Origin of the sequence: Paludibacterium flexuosum (assembly GCF_037076605.1) — a bacterium.
Taxonomy (GTDB): domain Bacteria; phylum Pseudomonadota; class Gammaproteobacteria; order Burkholderiales; family Chromobacteriaceae; genus Paludibacterium.
Genome location: NZ_AP029060.1, coordinates 1,066,010 through 1,090,625 on the forward strand (window position 1 = coordinate 1,066,010; position 24,616 = coordinate 1,090,625).

The following is a 24,616-nucleotide window of genomic DNA, read 5'->3' on the forward strand; positions in this document are numbered from 1 at the left end:
CAGCAATGAAAAACGGCAACCTGTTCAGGTTGCCGTTTTCACGTCTGGCTCGTGGCTCGCCAGATTTACGAGATGTAGTTGAACAGCGACAGCTGGGTGACCTTGGTATAGGTGAGCTGGCTGTACTGCAACGCCGTCTGTGCCATGGTGAAATCGCTGATCGCCTTGGGCAGATCGAGGCTCTGCAGGTTACCGATGGCTTCCTGATACTGCACGCTCATGCCCTGGCTGGCAGTCAGCGTGCTGTTGTTTTCCTGCTCGGCCGCCCCCACCGAGGCCTGGGTGGTCAGAATCTGCTGCTGGGCGTTGTCCAGGCTGGACATGATGGCATCGAGCTGAGTCTGATAGTTGGCCGGCTTGGTAGTCTGGCCAAGCAACTGGCTGAAGGTCTGCATGGCATTGAGCAGCGCTGCCGGATCGCTACTGTTGCCATAAGCCTGCGCCCCGTTGAGCGTCACCGGCAGGGAGCGGGTATCGGTGATCTGCACCTGGCGCTGCCCGGAGTCACCGTTGTAGACATACTGGGTACCGTTATAGGAAAACGGCGGGCTGGAAATCTGGTTGCCGCCCATCAGGTAATCGCCACGTCCGTCGGTCGCATTGGCATAGCCGACCAGTTCGTTGAGGTTCTGATTGACCTGCTGCTGCATCATCTGCAGTTGCTGCGCGGTGATCGAGCCATTGCCTGCCTGCACCACCAGCGATTTCAGGCTGGAGAGCAGATTGGCGGTATTGCCCAGCGCGGTATCCACCATGCCCAGCTGCGACTTGACGTTCTGGCTGTTGCTGATGAACTGGGTATTGCGACCGCTCGACTGATTGAGCTGCAGAATTTGCGTCGCCGCCACCGGATCATCCGAAGGCTTGTTGACACGCTGCTGGGTATCGAGTTGCTCCTGCAGCGACTGGATCGCCTGCTGCAGGTTGTCGATATCGAAGGTACCGGTCGAGTACTTGGTGTAGCTACTGATCTGCATGATTCAAATCCTCTTTCACATCAGCCCATCGACAGGATCTGATCAAACAGCTTCTGCGCTGTACTGATCACCTTGCTGGACGCCTGGTATGCCTGCTGGTAGCGGATCAGATCCGCTGCTTCCTGGTCGAGGTTGACCCCGGAAAAATTGGATTTTGCCAGCGTCGTCTGCTGCAAATTGGTTTTGGCAGCATCCCCGGCCGACTTGGCGGTATTGGTGCTGTTGCCCACGATGCTGGCGGCGGATGCATAGGCATCCTGGAACGACTGCAGACCGGTGGTGGTCCCGTTGCGCAACGGGTCGACCACGGCCTTGGTCTGCAGATTCTGAATCTGGCGCAGGTTGCTGTTGTCGCCGGAGCCGAAACTGGCGGCATTGTTCTGGGTGATGGTGAAGCTGGTGCTGTTGGGCATCTTGCCGGACAGCGTAAAGGCAATACCGACATCCACCCCGGCCCCGGTCTGCACCTTGTAACCGTTTTGCTGCGTCGGGTCCACCACCACATTGTAGGTGGTCGCCCCCAGGGTTGCCGTGATCACCCCCGCCGCGCTGGCAGTCACCGTCATGCCGGTGGCTGCCGTCGAGCCGATGGTCAGCGACAGATGCGAAGCTGCCGATGGCGCACCGGCGGCCGTCGCCGAGGTCCAGCCGTAGTTACCCGGCAAGGTAGCCGCCACGCTGTTGACCGAAACACCAGCGGTATTCAATGCCGACTGGTTGGCTTTGCTGACCTGCATGTCCGAGGCGGCGGCGATATTGCGCGGATCGCCCATCAGCATCTGCAGGTTGGCAATGGCATTCTGCGGCTGACTGGCATAGCCGGTCAGATCGGTAAACATATTGGTACCGGCATTGCCGTTCAGATCCAGACCCAGCTTCGACTGATAGTTCATCGACGTGGTGAAGTCGATGGCAATGTTGCCCAGCGTGACCTGCGTCTGCTGCAGGGTATTGTCGCGGAAGTTGAGCAGGCCACCGAGCGAGCCGCCGGAGAACAGATAATCCGGCATCACCGTGACCGAGCCGTTCGGATTGGGCTGGGTAATATCGACGTTGGCCGGGTTGGTGGCATTCTGCTGGGTCGAAAGCGGCAGCGTGGTATAGCCCTGCACCAGCGTCTGGCCGTTACCAATGAACACGTCGTAGCTGCCGTTGGACTCCTGCACATAGGTCGCGCCGATCAGCTTGTTCAGATCGCTCATTGCCTGATCGCGCTGATCGAGCAGGTCGTTCGGCTGATTGACCGAGCCGCCGGGTGCCAGCGCGGTAATCTGCTTGTTCAGACTCGCGATGGTATTGGCCAGCGTATTGATCGAGGCCACGGCCGATACGATCTGGGTATTGGTCCCCTGCTGGATCTGGCTCAGACGGTTATCGATCGACTGGAACTGCGACACCAGCGCCTGGGCGCTGGCCAGCACGTTCTGCCGGCTCGGCAGCGAGGCCGGGTTTTGCGACAGGGTCTGCAGACTGGTGAAGTAGTTCTGCAGGCTGGGACTCAGGCCGGCGGTGGTGCTGGCCATGATGTTGTCGATCTGGTTGAGCTGAGTCAGCTGAGCCGAATAGTAGCTGCTGGTGGACTGGGCGCTGAGCGTCTGGTCGTTCAGATACTTGTTGTACTGGCGGGTCACGGAGTCGACCGACACCCCCATGCCGATAAAATTCGAGCCGAGATCCTGCGGCACCAGAGCGGATTGCTGCACGGTCTGACGCGTGTAGCCGGTAGTGTTGGCGTTCGAGATGTTATGGCTCACCGTGGCCAGTGCCACGTTGGCGGCATTCAGCCCGCTTACACCAATATTGAAAATGTCCGGCATGATAACCCTCCAAGAATCTTATCGACCTGAATCGTCCGGTCTTGAGCCGTCCGTCAGGCCTGCGCCATGTACTGCGCCAGCGATGACATCACGTCCACCAGCTTGCGGGCATAGCGCGGATCGGTGGCGTATCCCCCGCTCTGCAAGCCCTGGGCATAACCCTGAATATTGCGCCCCTGATTGAGGACATTGCGGTAACGCGGCGACGAGCCGAGCACATTGGCGTAATCCGCAAAGGCCTCCTGATACGAACCATAGGAGCGGAAGGTATCGACCTTCTTCTGTGCCACACCGTTGACATATTCGGTGGTGACGATATTGGTCGTGGCACCGCGCCAGTCACTGCCCGCCTTGATGCCGAACAGATTGTGACTGTCGCTGCCATCTGCATTACGGATGCTGCGCTTGCCCCAGCCGCTTTCCAGCGCGGCATGTGCCACCAGCAATTCCGGTGCCACCCCCAGTTGCGAGGCGGCCTGCGATGCCTGTGGCAACAGCGCTCGGGCGAAGCCGCTGGCTCCGGCTGCCGAGATGGAATCGGCACTGGCCTGCGGTGCGGCATTTTGTGCCGCCTGCGCCTGCGCCTGCGCCTGGGCTGCGCGATAAGCCTGCATCGCGCGTGCCGGCAGCGGCAGGCTACCAAAGACCTGCGAGCCGGGCGGCGTGTCCTGGGCGCTGTCATCCAGATGCGCCAGCCGGCCGATCTGCTGCTCCAGCATGCGCGTCAGCCCCAGACCCTTGCCGGCGGTCATCGACTGAACCATCTGCTGGTCGAGCAGACCTTTGTAGGTCTGCATTTCGTTGCTCTGGTCGTCGTCACTGAAATGCGTTTCGCGCATCCCCTTGAGCAGGGTATCGAGAAACATGGCCTCAAACTGCTGGGCAACCTCATGCACCGCCGCCTTCGGATCCCTGCCGATTTTGGCCGAAATATTGGCCATCGCCTGCGGATCTGCCGCCAGCGTCTGAGCCATCATCGGGTCGGTGTATTTCGAAATGCCCATGCATCCTCCTGCACGATTTATAGCAATTTACGTGCCAGATACAAAAACAGCCCTTGCGGGCTGTTTGCTGCAAGCAGAATGACCGCTCAGATAATCTGCAGATCGGCCTTGAGCGAACCCGCGGCTTTCATGGCCTGCAGGATGCTGATCAGATCCTGCGGCGTGGCCCCCAGGGTATTGAGGGCATTGACCACCTGACTGAGATTGGCGCTGCTCGGCACATTGAACACCTTGCCGTTCTGGGCCTGTACGCTGACATTGGCCTGATTGGTTACCGCAGTACGCCCATTGGACAGCGGATTGGGCTGACTCACCGACGGGGTATTGCTGACGGTCACAGACAGGTTGCCATGCGACACGGCACAAGGTTCAAGGCGCACGCCCTTGTTCATGACAATCGACCCGGTGCGGGCATTGATGATCACCAGCGGGGAAACTTCTGCCGGGTCGACGGCAAGATTTTCCATGCGCGCCAGAAACTGCACCCGGTCATTGGCATCAAACGGGGCGCGCACCTGGATCGTCCGGCCATCCAGCGCCCGCGCCGTCTCGGCACCAAAGCTGCGATTGATGGCCTGCACCACACGCTCGGCAGTGGTGAAATCGCCATTGATCAGTTCAAGGCGCACAAAATCGCCACTGCCCAACGACATCGGCAACTCGCGTTCTACCGTGGCACCATCCGGAATCCGGCCCGAGCTCAGCTGGTTGATCTGCGCGCTGCTGCCGCCGGAAGATGCGCCGGCGCCACCAATCACTACATTCCCCTGGGCCATGGCGTAAATCTGACCGTCCGCCCCTTTGAGCGGCGCCATGATCAGGGTTCCGCCGCGCAGGCTTTTCGAATCACCGATGGAGGAAACCGTCACATCCAGCAACTGGCCGGAGCGGGCAAACGGCGGCAAGGTGGCGGTCACGATCACCGCCGCCGCGTTTTTCGGATCGACCTTGGTACCGGCCGGCACATTGACCCCCAGCTGGGTCAGCATATTGGTCAGCGACTGCCCCATGAAGGGCGAGGAGGTATTCTTGTCGCCGGTGCCATCCAGACCGACCACCAGACCATAGCCAGTCAGCTGGTTGGGGCGCACCCCGGCCACATTGACAATATCCTTGATGCGGTCTGCCCAGACCGGCAGGCACAAAGCGAGGCCGAGCAACAGACAAAACAGTTTTTTCATGCGGCTCCCCCGGTCAGAAAGGCAGGATGGACAGGAAGATCTTGGTCATCCAGCCCGGTTCGTTATACAGCCGGTTGGTCCCCTTGGTTTCCTGCTCGATGCGCGCATCGGCCACCTTGAGTGACGAGACCGAACGGGTGGCATCGATATCGCGCGGATTGACCACACCGGAGAGGCGAATCGACTCGATATCGCCATTGATGCGCACCTGCTTTTCCCCGCTGATCACCAGATTGCCGTTGGCCAGCACTTCGATCACCGTCACCGAGATCGAGCTGACAAAGGTGGTTGCCAGGGCATTGCTGCCCTTGCCGGTCTGGGTCGCCCCGCCGGCAGTATTCAGATTGGTACCGGCCAGACCGGCGCCCAGACCCGTGAGGAACGGCAGTTGTACACCACCGGTCACCGACTCGTTCAAGGTGGACGCGCGGCTCTCGGTCACCTGCTCGGTGGCCGAGGTCGAGGTCTGTTCCTGGATATTGACCGTCAGGGTATCCCCTACCAGGCTAGGACGGCTGTCCTCCAGCAGGGGGCGATAGGTACTGGTCTGAAAGATGGAGCCGTTATTGGCCTGCAGTTGCGGCTGCGGCTGGGGCCGGGCCGTCATCGGCCCCTGAACCAGCGGCGGTTCCTGCATGGTGCAGCCAGCCAGCAGCGCGGTCAGCAGGCAGGCCAGTAAACGATTCATGCTCATCATCATTCCGTTAGCAGACAGGCATCACATCTGCGTCAGCTTCTGCAGCATCTGATCCGCAGTGGTGATGGCCTTGGAGTTCATTTCAAACGCGCGCTGGGCGGTAATCATGTCAACCAGCTCCTGCGTCACATTGACGTTGGAGTTTTCCAGAAACGCCTGCTTGATCTGGCCACGGTCATCCGTACCAGGATTGCCGGTCTGCGGATCACCGGAGGCGGCGGTCTGCGCATACAGGTTTTCACCCAGACTCTGCAAACCCTGCGGGTTGATGAAGGTACTGGTCTGAATCTGGCCGGCGGTCTGCGGCGTGGTGCTGCCGTTGACGTAATATTGTACCACCCCGGCCAGAGAGACCGTCATATTGGTCGCGGTCGCCGGAATATTGATGTTCGGATTGAGCTGATAACCCTGCGGGGTCACCATATTGCCGTTGTTGTCACGACGGAACTCGCCGTTGCGCGTATAGGCCGTGGTACCGTCCGGCAGCGTGATATTGAAAAACCCGTCACCGGAAATCGCCAGACTGTAGGAGTTGGTCGAGCTGATCAGCGTGCCCTGGGTATGATCACGCGAAGTCGACACCGCGGCGGCACCGGTACCGACCAGCAGGCCGGTCGGGGTATTCGAGCCGTTCGGCAGCTGGGCGCCGGGCTGACGCAGCGTCTGATAGTACAGATCCTCGAACTCGGCGACCGAGCGCTTGAAGCCGACGGTGTTGACGTTGGCCAGGTTGTTCGACACCACATCCAGCTTGAACTGGCTGGCATCCATACCGGTCTTGGCGATATACAGAGAACGCATCATGACGTTGATTCCTTCTTGTTCTTATCCGGTTCAGCCCATGGCGAGCAACTGGGTCGCCTGCTGATCATTCTGTTGCGCGGTCGTCATGAGTTTGACGTTCATGTCGAACATGCGCCCGTGGGAAATCATCTGCACCAGGCTGTCGACCGCATTCACATTACTGGCCTCCAGGGCACCGACCACCAGCTTGACGTTCTGGTCTGCGGCCGGCGTCGAGCCATCGTTCATGCGAAACAGCCCGTCCTCCCCTTTGTACATCGTCTTCGGGCCGGGGTTGACCATCTTGATCTGCCCCAGCGTTTGCGGGGTCGGGTTGGACACCCCGAGTGCAATGGCAACCACCGTGCCGTCGGTCATCAGCTGAATCTTGCTGGCCGCCGGGGCAACAATCGGACCGCCATCCCCGAGGATCGGCAAACCGCCGCGGGTGCGCAGCGTGCCGGCACTGTCCACGACAAATCCGCCGGCGCGGCTGTAAGCCTCCTTGCCATCCGGCCCCTGCACGGCAAAGAAGCCCGGGGTCCCGAGGGCAAAGTCGTTCTGGTTGCCGGTTTGCTGCAGCGCGCCCTGCGACAGATCGGTGCCGATGGTGTTGTCGACCACATAAGTCCGCGTCGGCGCACCATCGCCAATGACCGGCAAGGCACGAAACGACACTTGCTCGGCCTTGAAGCCATTGGTGTTGACGTTGGCCAGATTGTTGGAAGTCGTCGCCTGTTGCCATTCGACGTGCTTCGCACCATTCATTGCCAGAAACAGCATCCGATCCATGATTCAGACGTCCCTCAGGTCAGGCTTACAGGTTCACCAGCGTCTGCTGGATCGTGTCTTGTGCCTTGATGGTCTGCGCGTTGGCCTGGTAATAGCGCTGAGCGGTAATCAGGTTCACCAGCTCGGTGGTCAGGTCAACGTTGGACGCTTCCAGCGCCGAATCGCGCAGCGTACCGGCGGTCCCGGACCCCGGGGCATTCACCTGGGCAGGACCGGAGGAATAGGTCTGGGTCCAGCGATTGTTACCCACCGGCTGCAGCCCCTGCTGGTTGGTGAAGTTGGCCAGTGCGATCTGACCAATCGTCTTGGTCTGGCCATTGGTATAGGTCGCCTGGATGATGCCGGTCGAATCGACATTGATCGACGACACGGTACCGGCCGCATAACCATCGTTGGTCAGCGAGTTGGTACCCGAGGTCTGGCCATACTGCGTCGAACCGGTATAACTCAGGGTATAGGCAATCGGCGTGGTCGTCCCCGACGCGGCCGGGGGCGTATAGGACACCGCCAGCGGCATGGCCGTGGTCAGCGAACCGGTCAAGCCGAAATTGATCGTGGTCGCCGCACCAGCCGCACCGCCGCCAATCGACGCGGCATTGCCATCGACATAGGCATACACGCTCCAGTCGGTACCGGTCGCCGTCGGGGTCTGCTTGCGATAATACAGGGTCATGTTGTGCGCATTACCCAGCGAGTCATAGACCGAGGTCGAGTTGGACCAGTTATAGGAAGCCGGCGTGGTCGGACTGAAGGCGACCGTCGGCGGCGTGGAGCGGGAGTCGAGGTTGACACCCATGGTGACCTTGGAGGTCGTGCTCGGGGCAATCAGCGAAGTCTGCAGCTGCAGGTCGGCTGTCGCCCCCTGGGTCACGACGCCATTGCTGGCTACCCAGCCCTGCAGGCGATCCGGACCATTCACGATATAGCCCTGATTATCGACCTTGAACTCACCATTGCGCGTGTACTCCAGCGTGCCGGTACTGGTCCCGCTGGTCGAAGCGCCGGTCTTCACGATGAAGAAGCCGTTATTGTTGATGGCAATATCCAGATTATTGTTGGTGGTGGTGATATTGCCCTGGGTCATCTGCTGTGCCACATCCAGCGTCTGCACCCCGATACCGGCCTGGGTCGAGGCCACGCCATAAAAGCTGTTGGCATACATATCGCCGAACTCGGCGCGCGAGCCCTTGAAGCCGACCGTGCTGGCGTTGGCAATGTTGTTGCCGATCACATCCAGCTGCTTGGAGGCGGCATTCAGACCGCTCAGACCTTGTTGGAAACCCATGTTCTTGCTCCGATCTCTGTTCCGTTTTCCACTCAGGAAATCTGTGCCACATCCGACATGGCCACGGTCTTGCCGTTACTCAGCACCAGCTGCGGCGCCCCGTTGGCGGCAAAGCTCACCGCGGCAATGGTCTTGTAGTTGTAGGTCGTGGCCTTGACCTGCACGGCCGAGCCGTCGGTCCCCTGATTGGAGGCCGTGGCGGTAAAGGTATAGTTGCCGGCCGGCAGGACGTTGCCGCTGCTGTCCTTGCCATCCCAGGCGAAGGAATTCATGCCGTTTTGCGGACTCGGCACACTGAAAGTGGAAACCGTCTTGCCGTTGGCGTCCTGCACCGAAATATTCAGTTGCTGAGCCGAACCTGCCAGCGAAACCGCCCCCATGGTCTTGTTGCCGTTGGTATTGCCGTCCCAGCCCATGGTATTGCCGGCAACCAGGGCACTATGTCCGACCGTGGTGGCGGCAATCAGCGACTGCGACGCCATTTGCGACTGCAGCAGCGACTGCATGGTGGTATTCAGGTTCTGCATCCCGGTCACCTGGCTGATCTGCGCCATCTGACTGGTGATCTCACTGTTCTCCATCGGATTCATCGGATCCTGAGCCTGCAGCTGGGTCGTCAGCAGCTTCAGAAAGCGATCCTGAATCCCCTGAGCGCTGGTCGGGTCGGTACTGCTGCCGGACGTGGAGCTGGACGAACTCTTGTTGCCGTTCAGAATGTCGTAGGGGTTGCTGCTATTGGACTGACTGGTAGACGAGACGGTCATGATGCATTCCTTTCAGTATTACTGGCCAAGCTGCAGTGTTTTCTGCATCAGGGTTTTGGCGGTATTCATCACTTCAACGTTGGTCTGATACGAACGCGAGGCCGAGATCATGTCAGCCATCTCTTCTACCGGATTGACGTTGGGCATATTGACGTAGCCGCGGGCATCTGCCAGCGGATTGGCCGGATCGTACTTCAGAATCGGCGGGCTCTTGTCTTCCACCACCGAGGTGACCCGCACCCCGGCCACCAGCGGCTGGGTGGCCGTCACCGGAATGGCGGTAAACACCACATGACGACCCTTGTAGGGTTGCCCGGTCGAGCTGGTCGCGCTTTCGGCGTTGGCGATATTACTGGCCACCACGCTCAGTCGCATGGACTGCGCTGTCAGCGCCGAACCGGCAATCGAAAAAACATTGGTCAGAGACATGGCAATCAGCCCTTCAGAACCAGATTCAGCTGCGAAATACGATGATTGAGGAAGGTCAGCGTGCTTTGATACTGCAAGGCGTTATCCATGAACGCACCACGCTCCACATCCATATCCACGGTGTTGCCGTCGACACTGGGCTGCACCGCATTGCGGTATTGCAGCGGCACCGAGGCGCCACCATCACCAGGATTAGTACTGAAATGACGCGGATCGGTGGCCATCAGCGCCAGATCCTTGCCACTGCCATGACCATCCATCTGAGCCTTCATGGTGGCGGCAAAATCAAAGTCGACAGCCTTGTAGTAAGGCGTTTCCGCGTTGGCCATATTGCCGGCCAGCACTTCAGTGCGATACGCGCGCAGATTCAGTGCGCGTTGATCGAACTTAAAGTCATTGGCGATTTTGTCGAACATGTCTTCCTCCTGGTGCGACATATAAAGCAGGAAGCATGCCAGAAAATATAAAATAATTAAGTGATTGATTTTTATTGTTTTTATTTAACAGAAAACCCATCGCCCGCCCCAAACCCACCGTCAGCGGCAAGAATTGCCGCCGACAGGCAAGGCCTTGCAGCCACCCGGCAAAAGAGAAACACCATGGCGGACAGGGCCGACAGATATTCAAAATGGGTCTGGTGTGACTATGATTCTCTTAAGAATCCTAAAAGACCCGGCCCGGCCGGGGAGAACATGGGGACATGGCGTGGCTGAGAATCGCAAACTGGCCGTTGCGACCCTGGGGGCGATTGGTATCGTCTACGGCAATATCGGCACGTCGCCGCTCTATGCGCTGCACCAGATTTTCTTTGGCTCCGGACTGCAGGCACTGACGCCAGACAGTGTGCTCGGCGGCACCTCACTGGCGATCTGGGCACTGACCCTGATTGTGGCCTTCAAATATGCCCTGCTGGTTCTGCGGGCAGACAATGATGGCGAGGGTGGTCTGTTTGCGCTGTACAGCCTGCTGTACGGCAATGCCAGACAATCGCGCACCCGGCCGATCCTGATTGCCCTGATTCTCGGTGCCGGCCTGCTGATCGGCGACGGCATGATCTCTCCGGCCATCAGCGTACTGGCGGCCGTCGAAGGTCTGGACATCGCACTGCCCGGACAGAGCGAGCTGGTGACGCCGATCACCCTGGCACTGCTGACGCTGCTCTTTGCCCTGCAATCCGTCGGCAGCGGCAAGATCAGCAAGATTTTCAGCCCGGTGCTGCTCCTGTGGTTCCTGTCCATCGCCCTGCTCGGACTGCGGCAGATCATGACCACCCCGGAAATTCTGCAGGCACTCAATCCCTGGTACGGCCTGCAGTTTTTGCTGCAGCGTCACTGGCACGCCTCGCTGATGACCCTGGGGGCCGTCATGCTCTGCGTCACCGGTGGCGAAGCCCTGTATGCCGATCTCGGGCATTTCGGCGCCCGCCCGATTCGTCTGGGCTGGTTCAGCGTGGTCTTCCCCGCCCTGCTGCTCAACTATCTCGGCCAGGGCGCCTTCGTTCTGGCTCACCCGGGCCAGAACTGGCCCAATCTGTTTTTCAGCATGGTGCCGCCGCCCCTGCTCTACCCGATGATCATTCTGGCGACCCTGAGCACCATCATCGCCTCGCAGGCATTGATCACCGGCACCTTTTCCCTGCTGTCGCAGGCGGTTCGTCTCGGCCTGTTTCCGCGCCTGCGGATCGTGCATACCGATATCGAGCACACGGGCCAGATCTATATCAGCTTCGTCAACTGGTCGCTGTACCTCGGCAGCATCACCCTGGTAGTGGTCTTCGGATCCAGCCACAACCTGGCGGCGGCCTATGGCCTGGCTGTTGCCGGGGTCATGCTGATCACCTCCTGCGCCATGCTGCCCATCGCGCAGGAGCACTGGCAATGGACCCGCGCCCGCGCAAGGCTGGTCTGGGTCCCTATCACCGCCGTCAATGGCGCCTTTCTCGGTGCCAGCAGTCTGAAATTCCTTGAGGGCGGCTATGTACCAATCAGCATCGGGTTGGTGGTATTCATCGTCATGGTCACCTGGCAGTGGGGCAGGCAGGCCACTTCGGCGGCCTACTCGCGCAAACACACCATGAACATGACCGAGCTGATCGAACTGCACCGCCAGAGCCGGCATTTTGTCGAGCGCAACGCCATTCTGATGATCCCGCGTGCACCACACCGCCTGCATGACCATACCCCGGCCCTGCTGCAGCTCATCTGGGACCGTTATGGCATCCTGCCGCGCAACCTCATCTTCGTGACCGTCAACCACCCCAAGGTGCCCTACGTACACGGCAACCGCTATCAGATCACGGTCTTCGAGCAGACACCGGGCCGTGGCAGCATCCTCAGCGTCAACGTCAGCTTCGGCTTCATGGAAGAACCCAACGTGGAAAACCTGCTGGAGGAAATGGCACAGCAGAAGGAAATCGCCCTGCCGACCGACCGGCGGCACTGGATCGTACACGTCGCCGTCGAGAACCTGCTGCCGTCCCGCACCCTGGGGCGGACAAAACGCATGGGCTTCCGCCTGTTCCAGTTCCTGCGCACCGTCTCGCAGCCAACTTATTACTACTACGGTATGGGGGTGTACGTGCAGCTGTCCTCGGAAATCATGCCCGTCCACTTGCGTTAAGCCCTTTTCGCCGCGCATCACCAAGACATAAGCATTGAGCATTCGCCTTGCGCCTCCGTATACTGCCAGCCAGGGGGAGTCATGGCGCTATCACTGAAAAACATTCGTTACTTCATCGCAGTGGCCGAAGCCGAGTCGATCACCGGGGCCGCCCACGCACTGAATGTGTCGCAATCCGTGCTGACCGAAGCCATCAAGGCACTGGAGGCCGACCTGGCGGCCACCCTGTTCCAGCGTCACGCCCGCGGCATGGTACTGACCCATGCCGGACACCAGTTCCTCAGCCATGCCCATCAGATCCTCGGCAGTGTGCGCAATGCGCAGCAAGCCCTCTCCGCCCGGCCGGACACCATGACCGGTCAACTCAACCTGGGGGTCACCAGCCTGGTGACCGGCTATTTCCTGCCCTATCTGCTGGGCCGCTATCGCCGCACCTTTCCCAAGGTCGACGTCAAGGTCATCGAAGACCAGCGCGACTACATCGAGCATCTGCTGGTCAACGGCGAACTGGATGCTGCCGTGCTGATCGTCTCCAACATCCAGAATCGCCAGGCCATCGAGGCAGAAACCCTGATGGAGTCGCCCTACCGCCTGTGGCTGCCGACCAACCATCCTCTGCTGGAACTCGGCGCCATCTCGATCACGGAAATGGTCAGTGAACCACTGGTCATGCTGCGGCTGGATGAACTGGAAGACAGCATCACCTCGTCCTGGCGCCAGGCCGGCCACCGCCCCAACGTCGTGCTGCGCACCGAGTCGGTCGAAGGGGCGCGCAGTCTGGTCGCCAGTGGCGAGGGGCTGGCCATCCTGCCTGACATGCTCTACCGCCCCTGGTCGCTGGATGGTGACCGGCTGGAGGTGCGCAGCCTGCAGGAAACCATGCCCTCGCTGCAGCTCGGCATTGCCTGGCGTCGCGGCTCACGCCTGTCCGACATCACCCGCCATTTCTTGCTGATTGCCCGCGAACATAGCCGGGGCCGTGGCTGAGGCGACTTAGCAATCTAATTTACCGAATACACACCACCACCGTTCGGAAATTCAGAACAAATTCCCCCCCTCCGGCACCGCCGGCCCACCAGCAACCGGCTGCACCCCCTCCCAATTCAGCTAGTCGGCATCAGCCTTCCCTCCCTTGCCTGGCTGCATTCTGAAAAACCGAACGTTTCTATAGGTCTGGAGCATTAGCTCGAAATCAGACGCTTTCTTATGATGCAACGAGCATAGGCAGACGCAGATCTGCCGCGCTTCTACATGTCAGTTAGCTACGTAACGCTACACAGGAGAGAAACATGTTCAAGACGATGCACATCAAAGCCGGTCTGCTGACGCTGGGCGTCCTGACCTTCCCGGCCAGCCAGGCCGCACCGCTGACCCATCTGGGTGCCGGCGAGGGCCAGCTCAACATCATTGCCTGGCCGGGCTACATCGAACGCGGTGCCAACGACAAGAACTACGACTGGGTCACGGCATTTGAAAAACAGACAGGCTGCCAGGTCAATGTCAAAACCGCAGCCACCTCCGACGAGATGGTGTCGCTGATGGGATCGGGCAATTACGATCTGGTCACCGCCTCGGGTGACGCCTCGCTGCGACTGATCTACGGCAAGAAGGTGCAGGCGATCAACACCGCCCTGATTCCCAGCTGGAAGACCCTGGACAGCCGGCTGCAGAACGGCAGCTGGTTTACCGTCAACGGTCAGCACTACGGTACGCCCTATCAGTGGGGGGCCAACTTCCTGGCCTATAACAGCAAGATTTTCAAGACGGCACCAAGCAGCTGGAACGTGGTCTTCGAGCCGATGACCCTGCCGGACGGCAAGCCGAACAAGGGCCGGGTACAAGCCTATGACGGTCCGATCTATATTGCCGACGCCGCCATGTACCTGATGGCCAAGAACCCGGCACTGGGCATCAAGGACCCCTACGAACTGAACGAAACCCAGTATGCCGCGGTGCTCAAGCTGTTGCGCCAGCAAAAACAGCTGACCCACCGCTACTGGCATGACGTCACCGTACAGATGAATGACTTCAAGAACGAGGGCATCGCGGCGACCAGCGCCTGGGGCTACACCGTCAATAGCCTGACGGCGGAGAAATTCCCGATCGGTGAAACCATTCCCAAGGAAGGCGCCACCGGCTGGGCCGATACCACCATGCTGGCCAGCGAGGCCAAGCATCCGGTCTGCAGCTACAAGTGGATGGAGTGGTCGCTGAACAAGAATCTGCAATCGGCCCTGGCAGAATGGTTCGGATCCAACCCGGTGGTGCCGGCAGCCTGCAACACCAAGGCACCGGGCGGCACGGCCTTCTGCAAGAGCAATGGTTTCGACAAATTTGCCCAGATCCACTTCTGGAAAACGCCGACCGCCAGCTGCAAGCAGGGGCAATGTGTGCCCTACAGCCGCTGGACGGCTGACTATATCGCCATCATGGGCGGACGCTGAGCGCAACCGGCCGGTTCGCTGCGGGCGAACCGGCCATCTCAAGAAGCGAGACCATCGTGACCTACGCTGTCGAATTCCAGAATCTGAGCCGCACCTTCGATAAAGTGCGCGCCGTGGACAATGTTGATCTGCGCATCGAAGAGGGCGAATTCTTCTCGATGCTCGGCCCGTCGGGCTCCGGCAAGACGACCTGCCTGCGCCTGATTGCCGGCTTTGAACAGCCGACTGCCGGCTCGGTGCGCATTTTCGGTCAGGAAGCGGCCGGACTGCCGCCCTACCGCCGTGACGTCAATACGGTATTCCAGGATTACGCCCTGTTTCCCCACATGAGTGTCCTCGACAATGTCGCCTACGGGCTGATGGTCAAGGGTGTCGACAAACGCACCCGCTGGCAGCGCGCCCAGACCTTGCTGGACATGGTCAAGCTGGGCGACCACGCCAGTCGGCGGCCGGCGGCCCTGTCCGGCGGTCAACGCCAGCGTGTGGCCCTGGCACGGGCACTGATCAATCAACCGCGGGTATTGCTGCTGGACGAGCCGCTGGGCGCCCTGGACCTGAAGCTGCGCGAACAAATGCAGATCGAACTGAAGGCCCTGCAAAGACAGCTGGGCATTACCTTCATCTATGTCACCCACGATCAGGGTGAAGCGCTGTCGATGTCGGACCGGGTCGCGGTCTTCAATCTGGGGCGGATCGAACAGGTCGCCACGCCGCGCGTCCTGTATACCCGGCCGCAGACCGCCTTCGTCGCCGATTTCGTCGGCACCTCGAATGTCTTTGATGCCGCGATGGCCCAGGCCCTGTGCGGGCAGTCGCAACCCTTTTCCATCCGGCCCGAGCGCATCCGGCTGAGCCAGAGCGCACCGGCCGGGGAGGAAATCGGTCTGCAGGGCGAACTGATCGACATTCAGTACCTGGGGGCAGTCAGCCGCTTCGAAGTCCGGGCAACGAACGGCAAGGTACTGGCCGTGGTCAGCCCGAACCTGGATGACGAAGAGCAGCGTCTGCACATCGGCATGCCGATCCATCTGTGCTGGCCACATCAAGCCATGCATGTCCTGGGAGCCTGAGCCATGAAGCTGACGCATCCCGCCTGGCACCGCAGCCTGATCGACCGGCTCTACCTGAGTCCGAGACTGTGGCTGCTCATGCTGCTCGCCCCGCCGCTGCTCTGGTTCGGCGTGGTCTATCTCGGCTCGCTGTTCAGCCTGCTGCTGCAGAGCTTTTTCACCTTCGATGACTTCACCATGAACGTCAGTCCGGTGCTGACGCTCGACAATTATCGCAATCTGCTGTCGCCGGCCAATATCGATGTCATCCTGCGCACCCTGGGCATGGCGCTGGCCGTCACCCTCGCCTCGGCGCTGCTGGCCTTTCCCCTGGCCTACTACATGGCCCGCTACGCCAAAGGCTGGAAGAAGGGCTTCTTCTACGTGGCCGTCATGCTGCCGATGTGGGCCAGCTACATTGTCAAGGCCTACTCCTGGACCGTGATCCTGGCCAAGGGCGGACTGGTGTACTGGTTCTACCGCACCTTCGGTCTGAGTGGCTTTGTCGACTGGCTGCTCTCGCTGCCGTGGATTGGCGGCAATTCGCTCTCCACCTCCAATCTCGGACGATTTACCGTGTTCACCTATATCTGGCTGCCCTTCATGATCTTGCCGATCCAGGCCTCGCTGGAACGTGTGCCGCCTAACCTGACCCAGGCCGCAGCCGATCTGGGCGCCACCCCTTGGCAGGCATTCCGGACAGTGATCCTGCCGCTGGCGTTTCCCGGGGTGGTGGCCGGCTCGATCTTCACCTTCTCCCTGACCCTGGGGGACTACATCATTCCGCAGTTATTCGGCCCGTCGGGCTACTTCATCGGTACCATGGTGTACAGCATGCAGGGCGCCATCGGCAATCTGCCGATGGCCGGCGCCTTCACGCTGGTGCCGGTGCTGATCATCGCGCTGTACCTGAGCGTGGCCAAACGTCTGGGAGCTTTCGATGCGCTATAAGCCAAACAACGCCGATCAGGCGCCCTGGTGGCTGCGCCTGCTGGCCTGGGGAGGGCTGGGCTTTCTGCACCTGCCGATCGCCATGATCGCCCTGTATGCCTTCAACACCGAAACCGCCGCCTACAGCTTCCCCATGAAGGGCTTCACCCTGCACTGGTTCAGCGTGGCCTTCGCCAATGCCGACGTGCTGGCGGCCATCGGGCTGTCGTTCAGGATTGCCCTGGCGGCGACCCTGCTGGCACTGCTGCTGGGTTCCCTGGCTGCCGGGGCACTCTACCGCCACCGCTTCCCCGGCAAAGAGACGCTCACCCTGATGCTGATCCTGCCGATTGCCCTGCCCGGCATCATTACCGGTCTGGCCCTGTTGTCGGCATTCCGACTGGGAGGCATCGAGCCGGGTTTCTGGACCATCGCCATCGGCCATGCCACCTTCTGCGTCGTCGTGGTGTACAACAATGTGATTGCCCGGCTGCGGCGCAACAGCTACAACCTGATCGAAGCATCGATGGACCTCGGGGCCGACCCGTGGCAGACCTTCCGCCATGTACTGCTGCCCCAGATGGCCACCGCCCTGCTGGCAGGCGGCATTCTGGCTTTTGCCCTGAGCTTCGACGAAATCATCGTCACCACCTTTACCGCCGGCAATCAGGTCACGCTGCCCATCTGGCTGCTCAATCAGCTGACCCGCCCGCGGGATGTGCCGGTGACCAATGTGGTGGCACTGACTGTCATGCTCCTGACCACGCTCCCGATCATCGCCGCATGGCGCCTGACCCGGGGCACCGAAGACATTGCCGGCAGCGGCAAATAACCCTGACCCATAGAGGCTGAACCATGGAAAAAACCTTGCAAACCCGCCTGCTGATCAATGGCCAGTTCGTCGAGGGCGAAGGTCATCCGGAAGCGGTGATCAACCCTGCAACCGGCGAATGCATCGCCCGCATTGCCGAAGCCTCGCTCGAACAGGTACAGGCCGCGGTACGGGCGGCCGATGCCGCCTTTGTCGCCTGGTCTCGCACCACGCCCAAGGACCGGGCTCAGATGCTGCTGCAGATCGCCGAGGTCATCGATGCCCATGCCACCGAATTTGCCCGCCTCGAGTCACTGAACTGCGGCAAGCCCTATGCCCTGGCGCTGGCGGATGAAATGCCCGCCGTGGCCGATGTATTCCGCTTTTTCGCCGGGGCGGTCCGGGCCCAGACCGGCCTGCTGGCCGGCGAGTACCTGGCCGGCCACACCAGCATGATCCGCCGCGATCCGCTCGGGGTGGTGGCCTCCATCGCCCCCTGGAACTACCCGCTGATGATGGCGGCCTGGAAAATGGCACCGGCACTGGCTGCCGGCAATACCGTGGTGCTCAAGCCCTCCGAGCAGACCCCCCTGTCCACCCTGAAACTTGCCGAATACTGCGCCAACATCCTGCCGCCCGGGGTTTTCAACGTGGTCCTGGGTCGGGGCGACACGGTGGGCAGCCCGCTGATCAGCCAGCCGCAGGTGCGCATGATCTCCCTGACCGGTGATGTCTCTACCGGGACCCGCATTCTGGAAACCGCGGCCAAGTCGCTCAAGCGTACCCACCTGGAACTGGGCGGCAAGGCTCCGGTGATCGTGTTTGACGATGCAGATCTGGAAGAGGTGGTGGCCGGCATTCGCACCTTCGGTTACTACAATGCCGGGCAGGATTGCACGGCAGCCTGCCGCCTCTACGCCAGCAGCAAGATTTACGACAAGCTGGTGGCGGAACTGTCCAGTGCCGTCTCCGGCATCCAGTATGGCAAGCAGCATGATGAGGGCGTGGAAATGGGGCCGCTGATTTCCGAGCGGCAACTGAACCGCGTCGCCAGCTTCGTCGAGCGCGCCCAGCAGCAAAGTCATATCGAGATCACGGCCGGTGGCCAGCGAGGCAGCGGCAATGGCTTCTTCTTCCAGCCGACGGTCATCGCCGGCGCCCGCCAGACTGACGAAATCGTCTGCAGCGAGGTCTTTGGTCCGGTGGTGTCGATCACCCGCTTCGACGGCGAAGAGCAGGCCATCGCCTGGGCCAACGACTCCAACTACGGCCTGGCCAGCTCGGTCTGGACCCGGGATGTCGGCCGTGCCATGCGGGTGTCTTCGGCGCTGCAATATGGCTGCACCTGGGTCAACACGCATTTCATGCTGGTCAGTGAAATGCCGCATGGCGGCCTGAAGCGCTCCGGCTACGGCAAGGACCTCTCGCTGTACGCCCTGGAAGATTACAGCGTGGCACGCCACATCATGATCAAGCACTAAGCACCTTCAGCCCGGCAGCCGCCTGGTTGCCGGGCGCTTCCCTCGCCTGCCCCCGCCTGATCCGACGCCATCTGATTGCAACAATTGCCCTTTAGCATGGCCTCAGCGATGCCGGAACAGAAGGAGGAGGCCATGTTTGCACCCCCCCGTTGCGCGGAGAACCTCCGTTGATCCTTGCCGCCTGGCTGCCTGCCGCGCTGCCGCTCTATGGCTGGCCTGCGCTGTTCGCCGCCATGGTACTGGAAGGGCCGCTGGCCACGGTGCTGGCCGGCTTCATGGCCGCCCAGGGACTGGTCTCCCTGCCGGGCATTGGCCTGCTGGCCGTGCTCGCCGATCTGAGCGGCGATACCCTGCTGTATATGCTGGGACGACAGGGGCGAGTCCCGTCCCGGGTCTGGCGAGGCCGGCACGGCCTGCTGCGGCGCAAGCGCGCACTGTGGCTGCAGGCGCATCTGCGCCAACATGCCGGGCGTCTGCTGGTGGCCGGCAAGCTCACTCATGCCATGGGATTTCTGGTGCTGATCGCTGCCGGTGCGGCCCGGCTGCCCTTTCTGCCCTTCCTTGGCTGGAACCTGCTCGCCACCCTGCCCAAAGTGGCCATCTTTGCCGGGCTGGGCTATTTCGGCGGCGCCGCCTTCCAGCGCATCGACCATGCGCTGTGGCTATTCAGCTGCCTGGCCGGTGCCGGCCTGCTGCTGGCCACCTGGCTCTGGATTCGCTACCACATCCTGCCTCACCTGCCGGAGGAGTGACCGATCATGCGCATCGCCGTTTTCACCGACAGCTTCTACCCGGAACTGGGTGGCATTCAGGACTCGATCATGCTCACCTGCCGAGCCCTGGGAGAACGTGGGCACCAGTTGATGATCGTCGCCCCCCGTGCCAGTCGCCAGGACTTCCGGCTGGCCAATGTCCCCTGCCGGGAAATCGACCTGGGTCCGAATGTGACCATCTTGCGCCAACTGTCGCTCAAGGCACCCGGTTCGACCGGGCAATCGCGTCTGTTTGTCCCCAGCGGACTGGTCAGCCGGCGCCTGCGGGCTTTCGCCCCGCAGCTCATCCACACTCACACTTTTCTCGGCGCCGGTCTGCAGGCACGCCTGTCGGCGCGACGGCTCCGGCTGCCGCTGATCGGCACCAACCACTGGGCCATCGGCGCCTTCTCGGGCTATGTCCCCTTGCCGGCCGACTGGGTGCGTCACGCCAGCCTGAATGCCGTCACCAGTTATTACAACCATTGCCAGCTGGTGACCGGCCCGTCGCACTCGGTACTGGAAGACATGCTGCAACACGGGCTGCGAGCCCCCCACCGGGTGCTCTCCAACCCGATCGACACCACGCTGTTCAGCCCGGTTCATGCCAGCGTGCGCCAGCAGCTCAAGGCCAGACTGGGCCTGAGCGACGCCACCATCGTCTACGCCGGTCGCCTGGCCAGAGAAAAGCATGTCGACGTCTTGATCCAGGCGCTGGCCAGACTGCGCAGCCGGCATCCGGCCGCCCTGCTGATCCTGGCAGGACATGGCACGGAGCGCGACAGGCTTCAGAGTCTGACCCGCGAGCTGGGCATCGAAGCCCAGGTGCGCTTTGTCGGGACGCTGGACAAGCCGGCACTGGCCGAGTTGTTTCAGGCCGCCGATGTCTTTGCCCTGGCCAGCACCTCGGAGACCCAGAGCATGGTCATGCTGCAGGCCATGAGCAGCGGGTTGCCGGTCGTCGCCGCCGATGCGCTGGCGCTGCCGGAATATGTCACCGAGGGCAGCGGCCTGCTGGCCGCACCGGGTGATGCCGAAGACTTTGCCCGTCAGCTCGATGGGCTGCTGGCCGATGGCCCGCGCCGCCGGCGCATGGGTCTGCAGGCGCAACAGCAGACCAGGCGTTATGCCCTCGACACCATTGTCTCGGCATGGGAAGCCCTCTATGCCGATGCAGCTGCCTTGCCCGTCCCCCTCGTCCCCCTGCCACAAGGAGCACAGCCATGAAGCTCAGCCTGATCATTCCGGCCTACAACGAACAAGACTACCTGGCGGACTGCCTGCGCCATGCCCTGCGCGAAACCCGGGCGCAGGCCGCACGCGGGCCGTTTGAAATCATCGTCATCAACAATGCCAGTACCGACCGCACCGCCGAGGTCGCGGCCGGATTTGCCGATGTACGTGTGATCCATGAGGCGCGCAAGGGCCTGACCCATGCGCGTCAGCGCGGCCTGGAGGAGGCGCAGGGCGAGATCCTGGCCTATATCGATGCCGATACCCGCATGGCCCCCGGCTGGCTGGGCCGGGTACTGGACCTGTATCAGGCTAGACCGGATGCCGTCTGCGTCAGCGGCCCCTATACCTATTACGATCTGGCGAAATTCAAGAGCGCCCTGGTCAGGCTGTACTGGCTGATGCTGGCCAAACCGACCTATCTGTTCACCCAGTACATGGCCGTCGGCGGCAACTTCGCCGCCCGCCGCAACGCGCTGGTCGAGATCGGCGGTTTTGACACCAACATTGCCTTCTACGGTGAGGACACCAATATTGCCCGGCGCCTGGCCGATGTCGGCCGGGTGATTTTTGACATGGGACTGATCATGCCGACCTCGGCACGGCGGCTGGACGAAGAAGGCTTCGTCATGACCGCCATGCGCTACATGATGAACTTCATGTCGGAGGTCGTCCTCAAGCGCCCGACGACCAACGCCTACCGCGACGTCAGATAGTCACGGCGGAGAGGAATGCATCGAAGGCAGCGATCAGCCGGTCGACATCAGCCTCCAGGGTCGCCGGACACACCAGCATCATGTTGTGGAACGGGGTGATCGACAGCCCGCGATTGAGCAGATAGAGGTGAATCATGTGCTCCAGCTCACCATCCAGAATGGCACCGGCCTCACTGCCATTACGCGGCGGCCGGGGGGCAAACTGAAACTCGGTGCGGGCGCCCACCTGGGTCACGCACCAGGGCACCGCATGACGGGCAATCACCGCACGCAGGCCCTGGGCAAGCCGGGCGGCCAGCTCGAACATGCGCTGATAGGCCGCCTCGGTCATCACCTCGGACAGATTGGCCCGCATGGCCGCCATCGCCAGCATATTGGCCGTCAGCGTCGTCCCGATGCCGCTGTGGCCGGCAGGCGCTGCCCGCTTGGCCGCTTCGGCCCTTTGCGCCACCTCGGCGCTGAAGCCGTACACCGCGCAAGGCAGCCCTCCGGCGACCGGCTTGCCCAGCACCAGCATGTCCGGCGACAGGCCATGCGCCCGGGCATAGCCGCCCGGACCGCTGCTGATGGTATGGGTTTCGTCCAGCACCAGCAGGGTGCCATGGCGTCGACACAGATCCTGTGCCGCCTGCCAGAAGCCAGGCTCAGGCAAGACCATGCCGATATTGGTCATGGCAGGCTCGGCGAGCAGACAGGCCACCTGACCATCCTGCAAGGCGGCCTCGAGCGCCGTCAGGTCGTTGAACTCCACCACCCGGGTGTGTTGCGTCAGATCGAACACCTGACCCAGCAGGCTGTCGCGCATGACTGGCTGCCCCTGTGGCGTCAGATCGACAAAGACATCGTCGACCGTGCCGTGATAACAGCCATTGAACACCAGAATCTGTGACCGGCCGCTGATGGCCCGCGCCCAGCGCAGCAGAAAACGATTGGCATCGGATGCCGTCATGGCGAACTGCCAGAACGGCAGGCCAAAACGGCGCGCCAGCTCGGCCGCCACCCAGGGCGCATCCTCGCTCGGCAGCATGGCTGTCAGACCCTGTGCCCCCTGCCGTGCCAGGGCCTGCGCCACCGGCGCGGGCGAATGGCCAAACATGGCCCCGGTGTCGCCGAGACAGAAATCGGCATAACAGTGGCCATCCACATCTTCGAAACCAGCCCCTTGCGCACGCTTCACGGACAGCGGAAACGGCGTTGACCAGTCATCCATCCAGTGCAGCGGGACCCCGAACAACAGATGCCCGGCAGCCGCCTGCGCCAGCGCCCTGGAACGAGGGCGCGCGGCGGCAAATGCGGCACGCTCTTCAGCGTACAAGTGCTGGGCACGCGCCCAGTCGAGTCCGGCACGGGTAGGCATGGCTGCTCCTGATCGTCGTCATGGGGAATGCGAAAAGTATGCATTACTCATCGCACTATGCGCCATACCATTCGAGAGGCCAGCCACGGTCACTGCCGCCAACAACGGCGCGTCCCCCCGGGACCGCTGCGGAGTAACACGTCAGCGGCAGCGGACACGCTGGCCAGATCACGCCGGATCTGCAATCGGCTCGATGCGCCCCAGCAACACCACAAAAGCAAAGATGCCCAGCAGCAACACCACACCGGCCACCAGAAAGGCATTGGTAAACGAATGGGAGGCACCGACGATGAAGCCGGTCACGATCGGCGCCACCACCCCCATCATATTGTTGGCAAAGTTCATGATGCCGCCGACTGTGCCGGTGGCGCCGCGCGGGGCGATGAGCGATGGCAGGGACCAGCTGACCGGTGCCGCCGCCGCGAGACCGGACAGGGCCAGCGAAATCCAGCCGATCGCCCAGTACGGATCCTGCGTCAGGACAGTGCCGAACACGGCCAGCCCAAACAGCATGCCGGTAACCAGTACCGCTTTGCGCACCCTGGTTTCATCCAGTCCGCGCTGCACCAGATGGTCGATCAGCCAGCCGCCGACCAGCAGATCAGACACCGTGGCACACAGCCAGGGAATCGCGGCAAAACCGGCCGACTTGAGAATGCTCATATGCATGCTCTGCACCAGATAGCCCGGCAACCAGGTGAGAAACAGATAAAACGAGTAGCCGTAGGCAGCGAAGCCGATGGTCAGCCCCCAGATCTTTCGCTGACGCAGCAGATAACCCAGGGTCGTCAGCGAACCCGCCTGGCTTTCCCCTTCGGCAGCCGCACCCCCCTGGCGAATGTAATCATATTCCTCGGTACTCAGCGCGGGATGGGCACTGGGATCACGGTAGAACAACAGGAAGGCCAGGAAATAGGCCAGACTCAGCAGGGCGGTCACACCAAAGCCCCAGCGCCAGCCAAAGGTCACCACGGCATAAGCCACCAGCGGTACGCCGATCACGCTGGAAAATTTTGCCGCCGCATCAAACAAGGCGGTAGCCATGGCACGCTCACGCCGCGGGAACCAGTAGCCGGTTGCCTTGGCACTGGCCGGAAACCCGGGGGCTTCGGCAATCCCCAGCAGGGCACGGGCGGCGAACAGGCCGGCAAAGCCGCCGGCGAAGGCGGTGATGCAGGAAGCCACGACCCAGAGAAAGGCCCCCCAGCGGCCCACCCTGGTCACGCCAAACTTGTCCAGCACCATGCCGACCGGGATCTGCAACATGGCATAAGTCCAGAAAAAGGCACTGAACAGCAGGCCCAGCTGTTGATTGCTCAGGTCAAACGCCTGCTGCAACTGCGGCCCGGCCACCGACACGCTGATGCGATCCAGATAGTTGATTAATACCCCGACACCCAGCAAAGCACCGATCCGCCAACGCAGCCTTGGCAAGGCTGCCTGATTTCCCTGTTTCATGTTTTTCTCTCCGTGTGTGCTGCAAAATAAGCGCCGG

The 24,616-nt window shown here is 61.5% G+C and carries 23 protein-coding genes; 10 read left to right on the forward strand and 13 right to left on the reverse strand.

The genetic code is table 11. The annotated features are described in order from the left end of the window. Positions 1-65 precede the first annotated feature (65 nt). The 11 genes from flgL to flgB form a co-directional block, all read right to left on the reverse strand. A complete protein-coding gene (gene flgL, locus AACH39_RS05085) occupies positions 66-977 on the reverse strand; it encodes a flagellar hook-associated protein FlgL (RefSeq protein ID WP_215782127.1) in 912 nt (303 codons plus the stop codon). Between the two features lie 20 nt (positions 978-997). Beyond that, a complete protein-coding gene (gene flgK, locus AACH39_RS05090; protein ID WP_215782126.1) occupies positions 998-2,794 on the reverse strand; it encodes a flagellar hook-associated protein FlgK in 1,797 nt (598 codons plus the stop codon). 53 nt (positions 2,795-2,847) lie between these two features. Further along, positions 2,848-3,798 carry a flagellar assembly peptidoglycan hydrolase FlgJ gene (gene flgJ / locus AACH39_RS05095; RefSeq protein WP_338621041.1) on the reverse strand — a complete coding sequence of 317 codons (951 nt, stop codon included), beginning with the start codon at positions 3,796-3,798 and terminating at the stop codon, positions 2,848-2,850. An 86-nt stretch (positions 3,799-3,884) separates the two neighbouring features. Next, positions 3,885-4,979, reverse strand: a complete 1,095-nt coding sequence (locus tag AACH39_RS05100) for a flagellar basal body P-ring protein FlgI (RefSeq protein WP_215782124.1) — start codon at positions 4,977-4,979, stop codon at positions 3,885-3,887. Positions 4,980-4,992: 13 nt separating this feature from the next. Further along, positions 4,993-5,667, reverse strand: coding sequence for a flagellar basal body L-ring protein FlgH (locus AACH39_RS05105; RefSeq protein WP_252346200.1), 675 nt, complete (start codon positions 5,665-5,667; stop codon positions 4,993-4,995). A 30-nt stretch (positions 5,668-5,697) separates the two neighbouring features. Beyond that, entirely contained in the window at positions 5,698-6,480 is a 783-nt protein-coding gene (gene flgG, locus AACH39_RS05110; RefSeq protein ID WP_215782122.1) for a flagellar basal-body rod protein FlgG, read from the reverse strand. Between the two features lie 30 nt (positions 6,481-6,510). Next, entirely contained in the window at positions 6,511-7,251 is a 741-nt protein-coding gene (locus tag AACH39_RS05115; RefSeq protein WP_215782121.1) for a flagellar basal body rod protein FlgF, read from the reverse strand. Between the two features lie 25 nt (positions 7,252-7,276). Continuing rightward, complete coding sequence (flgE, locus tag AACH39_RS05120) at positions 7,277-8,536, reverse strand: flagellar hook protein FlgE (protein WP_338621042.1); 1,260 nt, start codon at positions 8,534-8,536, stop codon at positions 7,277-7,279. Positions 8,537-8,568: 32 nt separating this feature from the next. Next, on the reverse strand, positions 8,569-9,300 hold the full coding sequence (locus AACH39_RS05125) for a flagellar hook capping FlgD N-terminal domain-containing protein (protein WP_215782119.1): 732 nt from the start codon (positions 9,298-9,300) through the stop codon (positions 8,569-8,571). Between the two features lie 18 nt (positions 9,301-9,318). Then, positions 9,319-9,729 (reverse strand): flagellar basal body rod protein FlgC, encoded by a 411-nt coding sequence (flgC, locus tag AACH39_RS05130; RefSeq protein ID WP_215782118.1) that lies wholly within the window; start codon positions 9,727-9,729, stop codon positions 9,319-9,321. Between the two features lie 5 nt (positions 9,730-9,734). After that, positions 9,735-10,145: a flagellar basal body rod protein FlgB gene (flgB, locus tag AACH39_RS05135; RefSeq protein ID WP_215782117.1), complete on the reverse strand. Its 411-nt coding sequence runs from the start codon at positions 10,143-10,145 to the stop codon at positions 9,735-9,737. Between the two features lie 289 nt (positions 10,146-10,434). Here flgB and AACH39_RS05140 point away from each other — a divergent pair, with 289 nt between their 5' ends. The 10 genes from AACH39_RS05140 to AACH39_RS05185 all read left to right on the forward strand — a co-directional run bounded on the left by AACH39_RS05140 (position 10,435) and on the right by AACH39_RS05185 (position 21,764). Continuing rightward, entirely contained in the window at positions 10,435-12,348 is a 1,914-nt protein-coding gene (locus AACH39_RS05140) for a KUP/HAK/KT family potassium transporter (protein WP_338621043.1), read from the forward strand. Between the two features lie 81 nt (positions 12,349-12,429). Continuing rightward, positions 12,430-13,335: a LysR family transcriptional regulator gene (locus tag AACH39_RS05145; RefSeq protein WP_215782115.1), complete on the forward strand. Its 906-nt coding sequence runs from the start codon at positions 12,430-12,432 to the stop codon at positions 13,333-13,335. Between the two features lie 302 nt (positions 13,336-13,637). Then, a complete protein-coding gene (locus AACH39_RS05150; protein WP_252346199.1) occupies positions 13,638-14,792 on the forward strand; it encodes an ABC transporter substrate-binding protein in 1,155 nt (384 codons plus the stop codon). A 56-nt stretch (positions 14,793-14,848) separates the two neighbouring features. After that, complete coding sequence (locus tag AACH39_RS05155; protein WP_215782114.1) at positions 14,849-15,862, forward strand: ABC transporter ATP-binding protein; 1,014 nt, start codon at positions 14,849-14,851, stop codon at positions 15,860-15,862. Positions 15,863-15,865: 3 nt separating this feature from the next. Next, on the forward strand, positions 15,866-16,792 hold the full coding sequence (locus AACH39_RS05160) for an ABC transporter permease (protein WP_252346198.1): 927 nt from the start codon (positions 15,866-15,868) through the stop codon (positions 16,790-16,792). Beyond that, positions 16,782-17,603, forward strand: a complete 822-nt coding sequence (locus AACH39_RS05165; RefSeq protein WP_215782113.1) for an ABC transporter permease — start codon at positions 16,782-16,784, stop codon at positions 17,601-17,603. The genes AACH39_RS05160 and AACH39_RS05165 overlap by 11 nt, the downstream gene beginning before the upstream one ends. A gap of 23 nt (positions 17,604-17,626) precedes the next feature. Then, on the forward strand, positions 17,627-19,063 hold the full coding sequence (locus AACH39_RS05170) for a gamma-aminobutyraldehyde dehydrogenase (RefSeq protein WP_215782112.1): 1,437 nt from the start codon (positions 17,627-17,629) through the stop codon (positions 19,061-19,063). 167 nt (positions 19,064-19,230) lie between these two features. After that, a complete protein-coding gene (locus AACH39_RS05175) occupies positions 19,231-19,815 on the forward strand; it encodes a VTT domain-containing protein (RefSeq protein WP_338621044.1) in 585 nt (194 codons plus the stop codon). A gap of 6 nt (positions 19,816-19,821) precedes the next feature. Further along, a complete protein-coding gene (locus AACH39_RS05180; protein ID WP_215782110.1) occupies positions 19,822-21,042 on the forward strand; it encodes a glycosyltransferase in 1,221 nt (406 codons plus the stop codon). Then, positions 21,039-21,764: a glycosyltransferase family A protein gene (locus tag AACH39_RS05185; protein ID WP_215782109.1), complete on the forward strand. Its 726-nt coding sequence runs from the start codon at positions 21,039-21,041 to the stop codon at positions 21,762-21,764. The genes AACH39_RS05180 and AACH39_RS05185 overlap by 4 nt, the downstream gene beginning before the upstream one ends. On the opposite strand, the gene AACH39_RS05190 is transcribed toward AACH39_RS05185, so the two are convergent. Together AACH39_RS05190 and AACH39_RS05195 are read right to left on the reverse strand one after the other, a co-directional pair. Continuing rightward, positions 21,757-23,121, reverse strand: coding sequence for an aspartate aminotransferase family protein (locus tag AACH39_RS05190; RefSeq protein WP_338621045.1), 1,365 nt, complete (start codon positions 23,119-23,121; stop codon positions 21,757-21,759). The genes AACH39_RS05185 and AACH39_RS05190 overlap by 8 nt on opposite strands. Positions 23,122-23,289: 168 nt before the next feature. Beyond that, positions 23,290-24,579: an MFS transporter gene (locus tag AACH39_RS05195; protein WP_215782107.1), complete on the reverse strand. Its 1,290-nt coding sequence runs from the start codon at positions 24,577-24,579 to the stop codon at positions 23,290-23,292. Positions 24,580-24,616 lie beyond the last annotated feature (37 nt).